Origin of the sequence: Mycobacterium kyogaense (genome assembly GCF_003254575.1) — a bacterium.
Taxonomy (GTDB): domain Bacteria; phylum Actinomycetota; class Actinomycetes; order Mycobacteriales; family Mycobacteriaceae; genus Mycobacterium; species Mycobacterium kyogaense.
Genome location: NZ_QJUA01000044.1, coordinates 1 through 13823 on the forward strand (window position 1 = coordinate 1; position 13823 = coordinate 13823).

General features: G+C 68.7%; 12 protein-coding genes. 9 read left to right on the top strand and 3 right to left on the bottom strand.

Annotation, left to right across the window (positions count from 1 at the left end):
• Window positions 1–180: 180 nt before the first annotated feature.
• From DMB80_RS23170 to DMB80_RS23190, 5 genes are read left to right on the top strand one after another with little or no spacing between them, the layout of a single operon-like run.
• Window positions 181–1527, top strand: a complete 1347-nt coding sequence (locus DMB80_RS23170) for a virulence factor Mce family protein (protein ID WP_111512012.1) — start codon at window positions 181–183, stop codon at window positions 1525–1527.
• Window positions 1524–2672: a virulence factor Mce family protein gene (locus DMB80_RS23175; RefSeq protein ID WP_111512013.1), complete on the top strand. Its 1149-nt coding sequence runs from the start codon at window positions 1524–1526 to the stop codon at window positions 2670–2672. Before DMB80_RS23170 ends, DMB80_RS23175 begins: the two co-directional genes overlap by 4 nt.
• Window position 2673: 1 nt before the next feature.
• On the top strand, window positions 2674–4173 hold the full coding sequence (locus DMB80_RS23180; RefSeq protein WP_111512014.1) for an MCE family protein: 1500 nt from the start codon (window positions 2674–2676) through the stop codon (window positions 4171–4173).
• A complete protein-coding gene (locus tag DMB80_RS23185) occupies window positions 4137–4778 on the top strand; it encodes a tetratricopeptide repeat protein (protein ID WP_111512015.1) in 642 nt (213 codons plus the stop codon). The genes DMB80_RS23180 and DMB80_RS23185 overlap by 37 nt, the downstream gene beginning before the upstream one ends.
• Window positions 4775–5398, top strand: a complete 624-nt coding sequence (locus DMB80_RS23190; RefSeq protein WP_240431353.1) for a hypothetical protein — start codon at window positions 4775–4777, stop codon at window positions 5396–5398. The genes DMB80_RS23185 and DMB80_RS23190 overlap by 4 nt, the downstream gene beginning before the upstream one ends.
• On the opposite strand, the gene DMB80_RS23195 is transcribed toward DMB80_RS23190, so the two are convergent.
• Window positions 5399–6205 carry an SDR family NAD(P)-dependent oxidoreductase gene (locus DMB80_RS23195; protein ID WP_162938675.1) on the bottom strand — a complete coding sequence of 269 codons (807 nt, stop codon included), beginning with the start codon at window positions 6203–6205 and terminating at the stop codon, window positions 5399–5401. It lies immediately after the preceding gene.
• A gap of 23 nt (window positions 6206–6228) precedes the next feature.
• Between DMB80_RS23195 and DMB80_RS23200 the strand changes: the two genes are divergently transcribed.
• Window positions 6229–7470, top strand: coding sequence for a WS/DGAT domain-containing protein (locus DMB80_RS23200; RefSeq protein WP_111512016.1), 1242 nt, complete (start codon window positions 6229–6231; stop codon window positions 7468–7470).
• On the opposite strand, the gene DMB80_RS23205 is transcribed toward DMB80_RS23200, so the two are convergent.
• A complete protein-coding gene (locus DMB80_RS23205; RefSeq protein WP_111512017.1) occupies window positions 7455–8129 on the bottom strand; it encodes a TetR/AcrR family transcriptional regulator in 675 nt (224 codons plus the stop codon). The genes DMB80_RS23200 and DMB80_RS23205 overlap by 16 nt on opposite strands.
• Before the next feature lie 64 nt (window positions 8130–8193).
• Between DMB80_RS23205 and DMB80_RS23210 the strand changes: the two genes are divergently transcribed.
• Both DMB80_RS23210 and DMB80_RS23215 read left to right on the top strand, forming a co-directional pair.
• Window positions 8194–9624 carry a carotenoid oxygenase family protein gene (locus DMB80_RS23210; protein ID WP_111512018.1) on the top strand — a complete coding sequence of 477 codons (1431 nt, stop codon included), beginning with the start codon at window positions 8194–8196 and terminating at the stop codon, window positions 9622–9624.
• A gap of 150 nt (window positions 9625–9774) precedes the next feature.
• Window positions 9775–11517: a DUF3556 domain-containing protein gene (locus tag DMB80_RS23215; protein ID WP_111512019.1), complete on the top strand. Its 1743-nt coding sequence runs from the start codon at window positions 9775–9777 to the stop codon at window positions 11515–11517.
• Between the two features lies 1 nt (window position 11518).
• Here DMB80_RS23215 and DMB80_RS23220 read toward each other — a convergent pair whose 3' ends face one another.
• Window positions 11519–12304, bottom strand: a complete 786-nt coding sequence (locus DMB80_RS23220; protein ID WP_046365783.1) for a FadR/GntR family transcriptional regulator — start codon at window positions 12302–12304, stop codon at window positions 11519–11521.
• Between the two features lie 149 nt (window positions 12305–12453).
• Here DMB80_RS23220 and DMB80_RS23225 point away from each other — a divergent pair, with 149 nt between their 5' ends.
• Window positions 12454–13758 (top strand): acetyl-CoA hydrolase/transferase family protein, encoded by a 1305-nt coding sequence (locus DMB80_RS23225; protein WP_111512020.1) that lies wholly within the window; start codon window positions 12454–12456, stop codon window positions 13756–13758.
• The last annotated feature ends 65 nt before the right edge of the window (window positions 13759–13823 follow it).

Here is a 13823-nt window from a genome sequence, read left to right on the forward strand (position 1 = left end):
CTACCCCGACCGTGAGCCGTTGCCGGCGCCGCCGCCGGGCGGCCGGCCGCCCGGCCCGCCCGCCGAGGCCCCGCCGAACCTGCAATCGACCCCCGGGCCGACACCTCTGCCGCAGTACGTGCCGGCGCCCGGCGGCATCCCGCCCGTCACACCCGCAGATGGAGGAGGCCAGTGACGCGTATGCCGCGGACCTTCCTCATCGCCGCGCTGGTGGTGATCCTCGCCGGCGGTGTCGTCGTGCTGCTTCGCACCACCGATCGGATCGACCGCACCCACGCGGTCGCCTACTTCGAGAACACCAACGGCATCTATGCCGGCGACTACGTCAGCATCGTCGGGGTGCCCGTCGGCAGGATCGAATCGATCGAGCCGCAGCCCGAGTCGGTGAAGGTCAGCTTCTGGTACGACAGCAAGTACAAGGTGCCTGCCGACGTCAAGGCGGCGATCCTGTCGCCGACTCTGGTGACGGCGCGCAGCATCCAGCTCACGCCCGCCTACACCGACGGGCCCGTCCTGCGCGATGACGCGGTGATCCCGCGGGAACGCACCGCAGTGCCTGTGGAGTGGGATCAGGTCCGCGAACAACTGGCCAAGCTGGCCGACAGCCTGCAGCCGACCGAGCCCGGCGGTGTGAGCCCACTGGGCTCGGCGATCAACACCACCGCCGACAATCTGCGGGGCCAGGGCGCCAACATCCGCGACGCCGTCATCAAACTGTCGCAAGCCATTTCAGCGCTGGGCGACAAGAGCACCAACGTCTTCTCCACCGTCAAGAACCTGGCCATCCTGGTGTCGGCGCTGCAGGACAGCACCGACGTGATGCGCCAGCTCAACCAGAATCTCGCCAGCGTGACCGGACTCCTCGCCGACGATCCCGACGAGGTGGCCAACGCCGTCCGCGATCTCAATGCCGTGGTGGGCGAGGTGCAGACGTTCGTGGCCGAGAATCGCGAATCGCTGGGCACCACCTCCGACAAGCTCGCCGGGGTCACCCAGGCGCTGACCGACAGCCTCGGTGATCTCAAGCAGTTCCTGCACGTCGGCCCGAACACGCTGCAGAACTACGTGAACATCTGGCAGCCGGCCCAGGGGGCGGTCAGCAGCGTCCCGATGATCAACAACTTCTCCGATCCGATCTCGTTCCTGTGCGGCGCCATCCAGGCGGCCTCCCGGCTGGGCGCCGAGGAGTCGGCGAAGCTGTGCGTGCAGTACCTGGCGCCCATCATCAAGAACCGGCAGTACAACTTCCTGCCCGTCGCGCAGAACGTGTTCGTCGGTGCCAGCACCCGGCCCAACGAGCTGACCTACAGCGAGGACTGGTTGCGGCCCGATTATGTTCCGCCGCAAGGCCCCTCGGCACCGTCCGTCGCTCAGGGGCCGGGTCCCGGCCCGGCACAAGCGCCCACCGAGGGGGCGCCGCTGCCCCCGTCGATGGGCCCGCTGCTGCCCGCCGAGGCGATTCCGACCACGCCCGACCCGGCCGCCGGCCTGCAGGGCATGATGGTGCCCCCGGGAGGGACGCCGTGAGGCCCGCGGTGCGCGCCGCCGCCGTCGCGGTCGTCTCGGTCGGACTGCTGTCGGGTTGCTCGGAGTGGCGTGGCCTGAACTCGGTTCCGCTGCCCGGCGTCGAAGGCACCGGGCCGGGGGCGTTCACCATCGAGGCGCAGATGCCCGACGTCAACGCGATCGAACCGAACTCCCGCGTGCGCGTCGGTGATGTCAACGTCGGCCACGTCCGCAAGATCGAGCGCCAGGGCTGGCACGCCCTGGTGACGATGGAACTCAACGGCAACGTCGTGCTCCCCGCCAACGCCACCGCGACCCTGGGGCAGACCAGCCTGCTGGGGTCTCAGCACATCGAGCTGGCCCCGCCCACCGACGTCGCCCCGGCGGGCCGACTGCACCAGGGGTCGCTGATCCCGCTGTCGTCGTCGAAGGCGTTCCCGACCACCGAGCAGGCACTGGCCGCGGTGGCGATGCTGCTCAACGGGGGCGGTATCGGGGACATCCAGGACATCACCGAGGCCTTGAGCGTCGCGTTCGCCGGGCGGGAAGGTGACCTGCGCAGCCTGATCGAGCAACTCGACCTCGCGATCGGCTACCTCGACGACCAGAAGCAGGACATCATCGACGCCGCCGACAGCCTCAACAACCTGGTCGGGCAGTTCGCCGACCAGAAACCGGTCGTGGACAAGGCGCTCAAGACGATTCCCGACGCTCTGTCGGTGCTCAAGGACCAACGCAAGAACCTGGCCGAGGCGCTGACGCAGCTCGGCAGATTCAGTGCACTGGCCGCAGATTCGGTCAATCAGACCAAGGAGGCCCTCGTCGCCGAGCTCCGCGATCTCGGTCCGACGGTGGAGCAGCTGGCCAATGCCGGACCGGCGCTGACCCGTGCGCTCAGCTTCCTGCCCACGTTCCCGTTCCCGAAGGAAACGCTGACCAACTGGATTCGCGGTGACTACGCCAATCTGACGCTGGTCCTCGATCTGACGCTGAGCCGCATCGATCAGGGCATCTTCACCGGCTCGCGGTGGGAGTGCGACCTGACGTGGCTGGAGCTGCAGTGGGGCCGGACCATCGGTCAGTTCCCGAGCCCCTGCAATGCAGGTGGTCCCGGCACCGCGGGCAACCCGCTGGTGGCCCCGTACCGATTCGACCAGGGGCGCTGACATGCGGCTGACGCGGCGAATACTCCTGCAGATGGCGATCTTCGCGCTCATCGCGACGATCGCGCTGACGATCATGGTCTTCGGTTACATGCGGTTGCCGGCGTTCTTCGGCGTCGGGCAGTACCAGGTCACGATGAAGCTGGCCGAAAGCGGCGGCCTGTACCCGCGCGGCAACGTCACCTACCGCGGCGTCGAGGTCGGCGAGGTCAAGAGCATCGCGCTGACCGACACCGGGGTGTCCGCGGTGTTGACGCTGAACTCCGACGTCCCGATCCCCGCCGACGTCGAGGCCGAAGTGCACAGTGTGTCCGCGGTGGGTGAGCAGTTCGTCCAGCTGTTACCGCGCAGCGCGGGCGGCCCGATGCTGCGCAACGGCGACGTCATTCCCGAGGACCGCACGACGGTGCCGACCGACACGAACACCGTCCTGGACGCCACCAATCGAGGGTTGCAAGCGATACCGCAGGAGAACCTGCAGACCGTGGTCGACGAGGCGTACACCGCCGTCGGCGGCCTGGGTCCGGAGTTGCGCCGTCTGGTCAGCGGCAGCTCGACACTGGCCATCGACGCCCGCGCGAATCTCGACTCGCTGATCACCGTCGTGGATCAGTCGCAGCCGGTGCTGGACAGCCAGATCGAGACCGGGGACTCCATCCGGGCCTGGGCGTCGAACCTGGCGACGGTCACCGGTCAACTGCAGCGGCAGGACCAGGCGGTGGGCGGCATCCTCGACAAGGGCCCGGGTGCCGCCGAAGAGGTGCGGGCGCTGTTCGACCGGCTGCGACCCACGCTGCCGATCGTGCTGGCCAATCTCGCCAGCGTGGGCGAGGTGCTGGTCACCTACCAGCCCAGCCTCGAGCAGCTGCTGGTGCTGCTGCCGCAGGGCACCGCGGTCACCCAGGCCGTCGGCGTGCACAAGCGCAACACCAAGCAGGACTACATGGGTGATGCGCTGAACTTCAACCTCAACCTCGCGATCCCGGCCTTCCCGGCGCCGATCCCGCTGCCCCCGCAGGCGTTGCCGCCACCGTGCACCACGGGCTTCTTGCCCGCGCAGCAGCGGCGGGTGCCGACGTTCGAGGACTATCCGGACCGTCCGCCGGGCAACGTCTACTGCAGGGTGCCGCAGGACGCGCCGTTCAACGTGCGCGGCGCCCGCAACCTGCCGTGCGTCGAGAGGCCCGGCAAGCGGGCGCCGACGTGGCAGGAATGTGAGAGCGACGAGGTGTACGTGCCGCTCAACGACGGATACAACTGGAAAGGCGACCCGAACGCCACGGCGTCCGGGCAGGCCGTGCCCGACATTCCGCCGGACATCCCACCCACCGGAGCTGCTCCAGCGCAACCCGCGCCCCCGCCGATCGCGGCCGCCGAATACGATCCGGCAAGCGGCACGTACGTCGGACCGGACGGACGTGTCTACACACAGTCCAATCTGGCCAACGGTGCCGCAGAGGAGAAGACATGGCAGACGATGCTCCTCCCCCCGAAGGGGAAGTGACGGAGACAGCACCGGACACCAGCGTCGAACCGACAGACACCGACAGCGCTGACACCGACAGCGCCGACACCGACGGTGCCGACACCGACGAGAACGCCGACGCGCGGCCGCCGCGCGAACCGTGGTCCTCGGTGAAGATCGCGCTCGTCGGGGGACTGGCCGGCGTCGTGGCGCTCGCGGGTCTGACGGGCTGGCTGGGATTCCGGACCTGGGAGTCGCAGCGGGCCGAGCAGGCTCACGAATTGTTCCTGCAGGTGGGCCGCCAGGGTGCGTTGAACTTGACCACGATCGACTGGCAGGAGGCCGACGCCGACGTGCAGCGCATCCTGGACTCGGCGACAGGCACGTTCTATGACGACTTCCAGAAGCGAGCCCAGGCGTTCGCCGATGTCGTGAAGCAGGCGAAATCGAAGTCCGAGGGGACCATCGCCGAAGCGGGCCTGGAGTCCTCGACGGACAACGAGGCCGAGGTGCTGGTCGCGGTGAACGTCAAGACGACGAATGCCGGGGCCCCCGAACAACAGCCGCGAGCCTGGCGGATGCGGATCTCGGTGGAGAAGATCGGCGACGAGGCCAAGGTGTCCAACGTGGAGTTCGTGCCGTGACCGACGAGAAGAGCACCGAGGTGACCGAGGTGACCGCCGAGACCGCCGACGAGACGGTCGACGAGACGTCGACGGCACAGGAGGCCCCACCGATCGAGGACCAGAGCGGCGCGGCCGCCCCGGCGACGCGGCGTCGGCCGACCTGGTCGCGGGTCGTCGCATTCGCGGTGCTGCCGGCGCTGGCGCTGCTCCTCGCCCTGGGTGCGGGCTACCTGAAGTGGCAGGACAACGGCGTGCGCAACGGTGAGGTCGCCGCGGCGACGTCGATGCAGGCGGCGCGGGACGGCACAGTCGCGTTGCTGTCCTACACGCCCGACAAGGTCGAGCAGCAGCTCGGCGCCGCGCGTGATCTGCTCACCGGCCAGTTCCGCGACTCGTACACGTCGCTGACCAATGACGTCGTGATCCCGGGCGCCAAGCAGAAGCAGATCGCTGCCGTGGCGTCCGTGCCCGCCGCGGCGTCGGTGTCCGCCACGCCCGAGAAGGCTGTCGTGCTGGTGTTCGTCAATCAGACCGTCACCGTCGGCAACGACGCTCCGACCGACACGAACTCGAGCGTGCGTGTCACGCTCGAGAAGGTTGGTGACCGCTGGCTGATCTCGGAGTTCGACCCGGTCTGATCACGTCCTGCGACCGGGGTGGCTGCGGCCCAGCAAGGGCAGCAGCAGCCGGTGCGGTGCATAGCGATAGAGCAGCGCAGCCGCCCTGTTGGGCACGCCGGGAACGATCACGCCGCGCCCCTTGTCGAGGCCGTCGATCGCTGTGCGCGCCACCGCATCGGCCTGCTCCCACAGGAACGGCGGCAGCATCTTCTCTGCCTCCTCGTCGGGAATGCCCGCGGTAGCGCCGAACTCGGTGCGTACGGGCCCGGGGCACACCACGGCCGCGGTCACGCCGCTGTCCCGCAGTTCCTCACGCAGGGCTTCGGTGTAGGACAGCACGAACGCTTTGGCCGCCCCATAGGAGGCCTGGAACGGCACCGGCCCGAACGCGCCGACCGAGGCGACGTTGAGCACCGCGCCGCGCCCGCGTGCCACCATCGCGGGCACGAATCGCGCACTCAGATCCACCACCGCCGCGACGTCGAGCTCGATCAGTCGCAGTTCGTCGGACACACTCACCCGCGCGACCGGTCCCAGGTTCGACATGCCGGCGTTGTTGACGAGTATCTCGACGGTCACCCCGAGTGCGGCCACCTGATCGGGCAGCGTGGCCCGCTGCGCCGGATCAGCCAGGTCGACGGGAAGCACATAGGCGCGGGAGTCGAGGGACTGCGCCAGCGCGGTCAGTTTGTCGGCACGCCGGGCCACCAGCACCACCGGGTAGCCGCGGGCGGCGAACTCGCGGGCGATCTGTTCGCCGATGCCCGACGATGCGCCGGTGACGAGCACCGCCCCGGTCTCCGAGACAGGTGGCAGCAGCGTCATGGCGTCAGCCTAGCCTTGGCGTCATGACGTCGCGCCGACTCACCGCTGTCGACGCGCAGATGCTCCTGCTGTCGGCGGCGACCCCGAACGACCAGTTCCTGCTCTACGGTTTCGGCGCACCGGTCGACGCCGCGGCGGCGCTCGCGGGGGTCCGTGACGCTGCCTCCCGCTGTGCCGAGCTGAGGGTCAGGGTTCGCGATCGCGGCCCGTGGCGCTACCCGGTGTGGCAGCGATGCGACGTGGGTGCCGACCAGTTCGTGGTGCACGACGCGACCACGTGGGCGGGTGCGCTCGCGACGGTGGCCGCGCTGGCCGGTGATCAGGTCGATGCCCATGTCCACCCGTGGCGGCTGCACGTCTTTCCCGACGTCGACGCGCTCCCTGGTGTCGGTGCGGGATCAATTGCGGTGCTGCAGATTTCGCATTCCCTGGCCGACGGCGGGCGAGCGTCGGCTTTGGCGGCTCGGCTCTTCGGGCGCGCGGGGGCCCTGGAGGCGGTGAGGCCGTTGCCGACCCACGGCTTCGTGTATCGGTCGGCGGCCGCTGCCCGTGCGCATCGCCGACTCGTCCGGGACACCGACGCGGGACTCGTTCCGGCGCCGGCGGTGTCGTGCCCGGCGTTGCGCAGCAACACCGCGCCGGTTGGCGCGGTCCACGTCCGCACCGTCGTCCGCCGTCGCGATGAGCTGGCCGGTCCGACGGTCACCGTCGCCGCGCTCTCCGCGATCTCGGCAGCCCTGTCCGCGCACCTGCGGGCGTCCGGCGACGATCCGGAGCGGCTCGGTGCGGAGATTCCGATGGCGAAACCCGGTGTGCGTCGGGCCAACAACCACTTCGGCAACGTCGGCGTCGGGCTCTACCCGCAGCTGCCGCATCGGCAGCGGGCGCAGGCGATCGTCCAGGACCTGCTCCGGCGCCGCCGGCGGGTGTCGCATCCGGCGATGGCCGCGCAAGATACGTCCTTCGCCGCCATCCCGGCCGCGCTGCTGCGGTGGGGGATGGGGCAGTTCGACCCGGCGCAACGCTCACCGACGGTCGCCGGCAACACCGTCGTCTCCAGCGTGAACAGGGGGCGGGCGGACCTCTCCTTCGGTGCCGCGCCTGTTGTGCTCACCGCGGGCTTTCCCGCACTGTCGCCGATGATGGGTCTCACGCACGGGGTGCACGGCATCGGCGACACCGTCGCGATCAGTCTTTACGCCGCCGAGTCGGCGATCGGCGACATCGACGCCTACACCGAGCGGCTCGTTCACGAACTCGGTTGAGCGGCAGGCTCGCTTCTCTCCGCGACCGCCCGCAACGACTGCTGCGCGGTCTCGCGATCATCGCCCATCCCGACCAGCGCGTCGATGATGAGGGGCCCCAGAACCTGTGTCAGACCGTGGCCCTCGTGGCCGAAGAAGCCGGCGGTCTCGAGCATCACCGCGCCATGGTTGAGGCTCCACAGTCGAGCAGCCACGGAACTCTCGTCGTCGGGTCGGATACGTCCGGCGGCCATCATCCGGTGCACGGCGTTGCGGAGCGCGCCGAACGAGGCCGCCCATTCGGCGCGATCGGTGGCGTTGCCGGTCGTCGTCAGATCCGACCGGTGCTGGGCGATGGACGCCGGGGCGGACGTGCCGAACATCAGCTGATAGCGCTGGGGGTTGGCCATCGCGAAGCGGTGATAGGCCAACCCCATGGCCAGGAAGTCGGCCACGGGATCGTCGGTCAGCGGCACTTCGGTGAGCACGGCGGTGAACCTGTCGAAGACCTCCCGAGCGATCGCATCGAGAAGCCCCGTCATACCGCCGAAGTGCGTGTACAGCGCCATCGTCGACGTTCCCGCTTCGGTTGCCACTGCACGTGCGCGCAACGCGGCCACGCCGTCGCGTTCGAGGAGGCGCACCCCGGCGTCGATCAGGGCTTCCGGCATCGAGCTCATGGTTGCCATCGTGCCATAACGGTGTTATACAAGACGCACGATAACGCTGTTATAGGAGGCGGACATGGGAAATCGCTACCTCGAAGGCGTCTACGCGCCGCTGTCGGAGGAAGTCACGCTCACCGACCTGGAGGTCACCGGGTCGATCCCCGAGCACCTCGATGGTCGGTATCTGCGCAACGGGCCCAACCCGATCGGCGAGATCGATCCGAAGCTGTACCACTGGTTCGTCGGCGACGGCATGGTGCACGGCATCCGGCTGCGTGACGGCCGCGCCGAGTGGTACCGCAACCGCTTCGTCCGCGGGCCGGGCACGGCGCGTGCACTCGGCGAGACAGTGCCCGATCAGCGGTACACGGTGTCGCCGATCGGCGCGAACACCAACGTGATCGGCCACGCCGGCAAGACGCTGGCCCTCATCGAGTCGGGCGTCGCGGCCTACGAACTCACCGACGAACTCGACACCGTCGGGGTCTGCGATTTCGACGGCACGGTGCGCGGCGGCTACACCGCGCACCCCAAGCGCGACCCCGAGACCGGGGAACTGCACGCGGTGTCCTACCGCCTCGGCCAGAAGAACACCGTGCAGTACTCCGTGATCGGAGTCGACGGTCGCGCCCGCCGCACCGTGGACATCGAGGTCACGGGAAGTCCGATGATGCACGACTTCTCGCTCACCGAGCGGTATGTGGTGTTCTACGACCTGCCCGTCACGTTCGACGTCGAGCAGGCCGTGGAGATGACCGTGCCGCGGGCACTGCGCCTGCCGGCCCGGTTGATGATGTCGGCTCTTCTCGGTCGGGTGCGCATCCCCGACCCGGTGGCCGCACGCATGCCGGCCGCGCCGAGCGCCGACCGTCGCTTCCCGTACTCGTGGAACCCGCGCTATCCCGCACGGGTCGGCGTGATGCCGCGCGAGGGCGGCAACGCCGACGTCCGCTGGTTCGACGTCGAGCCCTGCTATGTCTTCCACCCGATGAACGCCTACGACTCGGGCGACACCGTCGTGCTCGACGTCGTTCGCCACCCGAAGATGTTCGCCACCGACCATCTCGGCCCCAACGACGGGCTGCCGACACTCGAACGCTGGACGGTCGATCTGGCCGACGGCAAGGTCCGGGAGTCACGCATCGACGACCGCCCGCAGGAATTCCCCCGCGTCGATGAGAGGCTCGTCGGCAAGCGGCACCGCTACGGGTATGCGCCCGGCTTCTCTGCTGAGGGGGAGGAAACGTTGTTCAAACACGATCTGGTGGGCCACAATTCGGCGGCGCGCTCGTTCGGGGCCGGGAAGGCCGTCGGCGAGTTCGTGTTCGAACCCAACGCCGCCGATGCCGACGAGGACGGCGGCGTGCTGATGGGTTACGTGTACGACCGGGCCACCGATTCCAGCGAGCTGGTGATCCTCGACGCGCAGACCCTCGACGATGTGGCCGCGATCAAGCTGCCGCACCGCGTGCCCGCCGGCTTCCACGGCAACTGGGTGCCTGCCTGATCTGAGTCACTGATCCCTAGGGTCACCTGACCCCTAGGGTCACCTGACCCCCGCGAGCAGACGCATACTCGCGCGACACGCCGCAATTCCACGCGAGTTTGTGTCTGTTCGCGGCCACAAGAACTGGAACACGTTCTAGTCTGGGGAGCCATGGGGTTTCTCAAGCAAGACGCACCCGTCGTCGACTACGCCGAATGGAGCAAGGGAACCCGCGCGGAGCGGATCGTCCCGATGGCCAGACACTGGGCCGAGGTGGGCTTCGGCACGCCGGTGGTGATGCACCTGTTCTACGTCGTCAAGATCCTGCTCTACGTGCTCGTCGCGTGGTTGGTGGTTCTGACCACCACGGGCATCGACGGGTTCACCGATGTCGCGGCCTGGTACCACGAGCCGATCGTGTACCAGAAGGTCGTCTTCTACACGATGCTGTTCGAGATCATCGGGTTGGGCTGCGGCTTCGGACCGCTGAACAACCGGTTCTTCCCGCCGATGGGCTCGATCCTGTACTGGTTGCGGCCCAGCACCATTCGGCTACCACCGTGGCCGAACCGGATCCCGCTGACCCGCGGGGATGCCCGCACGCCGGTCGACGTGGTGCTCTACGGCGCCCTGCTGGTGATGCTGCTGGTTGCGCTGTTTTCTGACGGCACCGGACCCATCCCGGAGCTCGGCTCGCAGATCGGGGTGCTGCCGGTCTGGCAGACCGCGGCCATCCTGGCGCTGCTCGCCCTCGCCGGGCTGCGCGACAAGGTGCTGTTCCTGGCCGCGCGCGGCGAGGTCTACGGGGCACTGGCCGTGTGCTTCCTGTTCACCGGCGCCGACATCGTGATCGCGGCCAAGCTGGTGTGTCTGGTCATCTGGATGGGCGCGGCGACGTCGAAGCTCAACAAGCACTTCCCCTTCGTCATCTCGACGATGATGAGCAACAACCCGGTGATCCGCCCACGCTGGATCAAACGCAAGTTCTTCGAGCACTTCCCGGACGACCTGCGGCCCGGTCGGGCATCGCGCGTGCTGGCGCACGTCTCGACGGCCATCGAGATGCTCGTGCCGCTGGTGCTGTTCTTCTCCCACGGCGGCTGGGTCACCGCGATCGCGGCGTTCGTGATGCTGTGCTTCCACTTCGGCATCCTGTCGGCGATCCCGATGGGGGTGCCGCTGGAGTGGAACGTCTTCATGATGTTCTCGGTGCTGGCGTTGTTCGTCGGCAACGCCGGTATCGGGCTGGGCGATCTGCAGAGTCCGTGGCCGCTGGTGCTCTTCGCGGTGTCCGCGGGCACCGTCGCGATCGGAAACCTGTTCCCGCGCAAGGTGTCCTTCCTGCCCGGCATGCGCTACTACGCGGGCAACTGGGACACGTCGCTGTGGTGCGTCAAGCCCTCGGCCGACGCCAAGATCGCCGCCGGCGTTGTCGCGATCGCGAGCATGCCCGCGGCGCAGATGGAGAAGTTCTACGGCAGCCGCGAGACCGCCGAGATGTACCAGTACATGGGGTACGCCTTCCGCTCGTTCAACACCCATGGCCGCGCGATGTTCACCCTCGCGCACCGGCTGATGGCCGGACACGACGAAGCCGACTACGTGCTGACCGACGGAGAACGCATCTGCAGCACCGCGATCGGGTGGAACTTCGGCGACGGCCACATGCACAACGAGCAGCTGATCGCCGCGCTGCAGAAGCGCTGTCACTTCGAGCCGGGGGAGGTGCGCGTGCTGCTGCTCGACGCGCAGCCGATCCACCGGCAGCGTCAGGAGTACCGGCTGGTCGACGCCGCGACGGGTGAGTTCGAGCGGGGGTACATCCTGGTCGCCGACATGGTGACCCGGCAGCCGTGGGACGACACCGTGCCGGTACACGTCACGTGGCGTAAGGACATGTCCGAAACGGCTTGAGTCAGCCCATCACGTCGCGGATCGGCACACTCTCCAGACCGGTCAGCAGCAGCTCCCGCGATACGTCGAGGTGCTTGCGCCAGTGCTGCTCGGCGCCCGCGGCGTCGCCGGCCCGCAGGTAGGTCATCAACTTGCGGTAGGAGCGAATCAGCTTGTCGTAGTCGGCTTTCGACACGGGCCTGCGCTCGTTGAACACGAAGGCCGTGTGCCGCACCGTGATCTCGTGCAGCATGCCCGCGACGATGGACAGCGTCGTGTTGCCCGAGAGCTGCACCACCCGAAGATGAAAGGTGCCGGTGTTCTCGGCCAGCCGGTCGGACTCGCAGCCCTGGGCCACCAGATCCTCGAGCAGTGCGTCGAGTTCGGCGAAGGCCTCGGCCGAGCCGGATTCGGCCAGCAGACGTGCCGCGAGCGGTTCGATGCCGGCTTTCGCGGTGAGCAGATCGGCGATCGTGGCGCCGGAGAGTTCGAGTAGCAGCCCGGCCGGCCGGGCCACCACCTCGGGCCCGGGCACCCGCACGCGTGCCCCGGTGCGCGATCCTCGCCGCACTTCGACGAGCCGCTCGGACTCCAGCACGCGGACGGCTTCGCGCAGTGTCGGCCGGCTGACCCCGAAGTGGGCCATCAACTCGGCTTCGTTGGGCAGGAAATCCCCGTCGGTCAGCTGCCCGTCGACCACCATGCGACGCAGCGTGCCCGCGACCAGCTCGGCGGTCTTCGGTGACCGCACCCCAGGCCGCGCGCCGGTCGCGTCGATCATCGGCGCCAACCGGGTGCTTCGCGTCACGATGTCTCCACGATCTGAACAGGGTCCTGCCGCCGCGTTGTGCGGCGAGCTGTGCAACTCAGTAAACCATGTGAGGGCGATGTTGCCGGTGTCGGAATCGACCGGTGTTTGTCCGTCGGACGCGATGACCTGCATGGCAGGGTAGCGGCATGCCGGAGGAATTGACCGCCGAGCGGGCCGCGCAGCGGCTGCGCCCCGCCGACACGTTGGGCATCCCGCTCGGACCGGGGCAGCCGCCGGCCTTCCTGCGAGCGCTCGGCGCCCGCACGGACTGGACGGCGCTGCACGTGTACGGGGCGCTGCTGGCGGTCGGCACCGAACTCTTCTCCCGCCCGGGGGTCCGCTACCTGTCGGGTTTCTACGGTCCGCTCGAACGCGCGTTGCGCGACTCCGGCGCCGACGTCGACTTCATGCCGGCCGACTTCCGGCGTTTCGGGCCGCTGCTGCACCGGCAGCGGCCCCGCGTGATGGCCACGGTCGCGACGCCGCCGGATGCCGACGGTTGGTGCTCGCTGTCGTTGCACGCCGGTGCCACCGTCGCCGAACTGCACCGGGCCGGCTCCGATCCGGACCGGCTGCTGGTCGTCGAGGCGTCCGAGGGGTTCCCGCGCACCGGGGGGTGGGGTGAGCGACATCGCCACGCGCTGCACGTCGACGAGATCGACGTGCTGATCCCGTCGACGGAGCCGCCGCTCTCGCTGCCGAGCGCGGCGCCCACCGAAACCGACGCCGCGATCGCCCGGCACGTCGTCGGATTCATCCCCTCCGGGGCCACGCTGCAGACCGGGATCGGCGCTATCCCGAGCCAGATCGCCGCCCTGCTCGCCGAGGGGGAGGCCGGCGACTTCGGGCTGCACAGCGAGATGTTCACCGACGGGTGCATGCGTCTGCACGAGGCGGGAAAGGTCACCAACGCGCGCAAGGGCCAGTACGACGGTGTGAGCGTCACGACGTTCGCGTTCGGATCGCCGGACCTCTACAGCTGGCTGGACGGCAACGCCGAGGTCGCGTTCCTGCCCGTCGAGGTCGTCAACGCGCCGGAGGTGATCGCGGCCAACGCGGACATGATCTCGATCAACGGCGCGCTTGCGGTTGACGTGCACGGCCAGGTGGTGGCCGACACGATCGGCGACGAACAGTTCAGCGGGATCGGTGGCGCCGAGGACTTCGTCGCCGGCGTCGGGCTCGAACTGTCCGACCGGTCGCTGATCTGCCTGCCGTCCACGTTCGAGCGCGACGGCGTTCCGCACTCCCGCATCGTGGCGCAGTTCGCGTCCGGCGCGATCGTCACCACGCCGCGCCACCAGGTCGACGTCATCGTCACCGAGTACGGCGCTGCCGAGCTCGAGGGGCTGACGGTACGGGAGCGCGGCCATGCGCTGGCCGCTATCGCACACCCGCTGTTCCGGGACGAATTGATCGACGCGGCGGACCGCGCCGCCCGCCGTGCATGAGCAAGTTGACCTAGTAAACCTTGTCGTTTAACTTCGAAGAATCCGTCCAATGAAGGAGTGTCTTT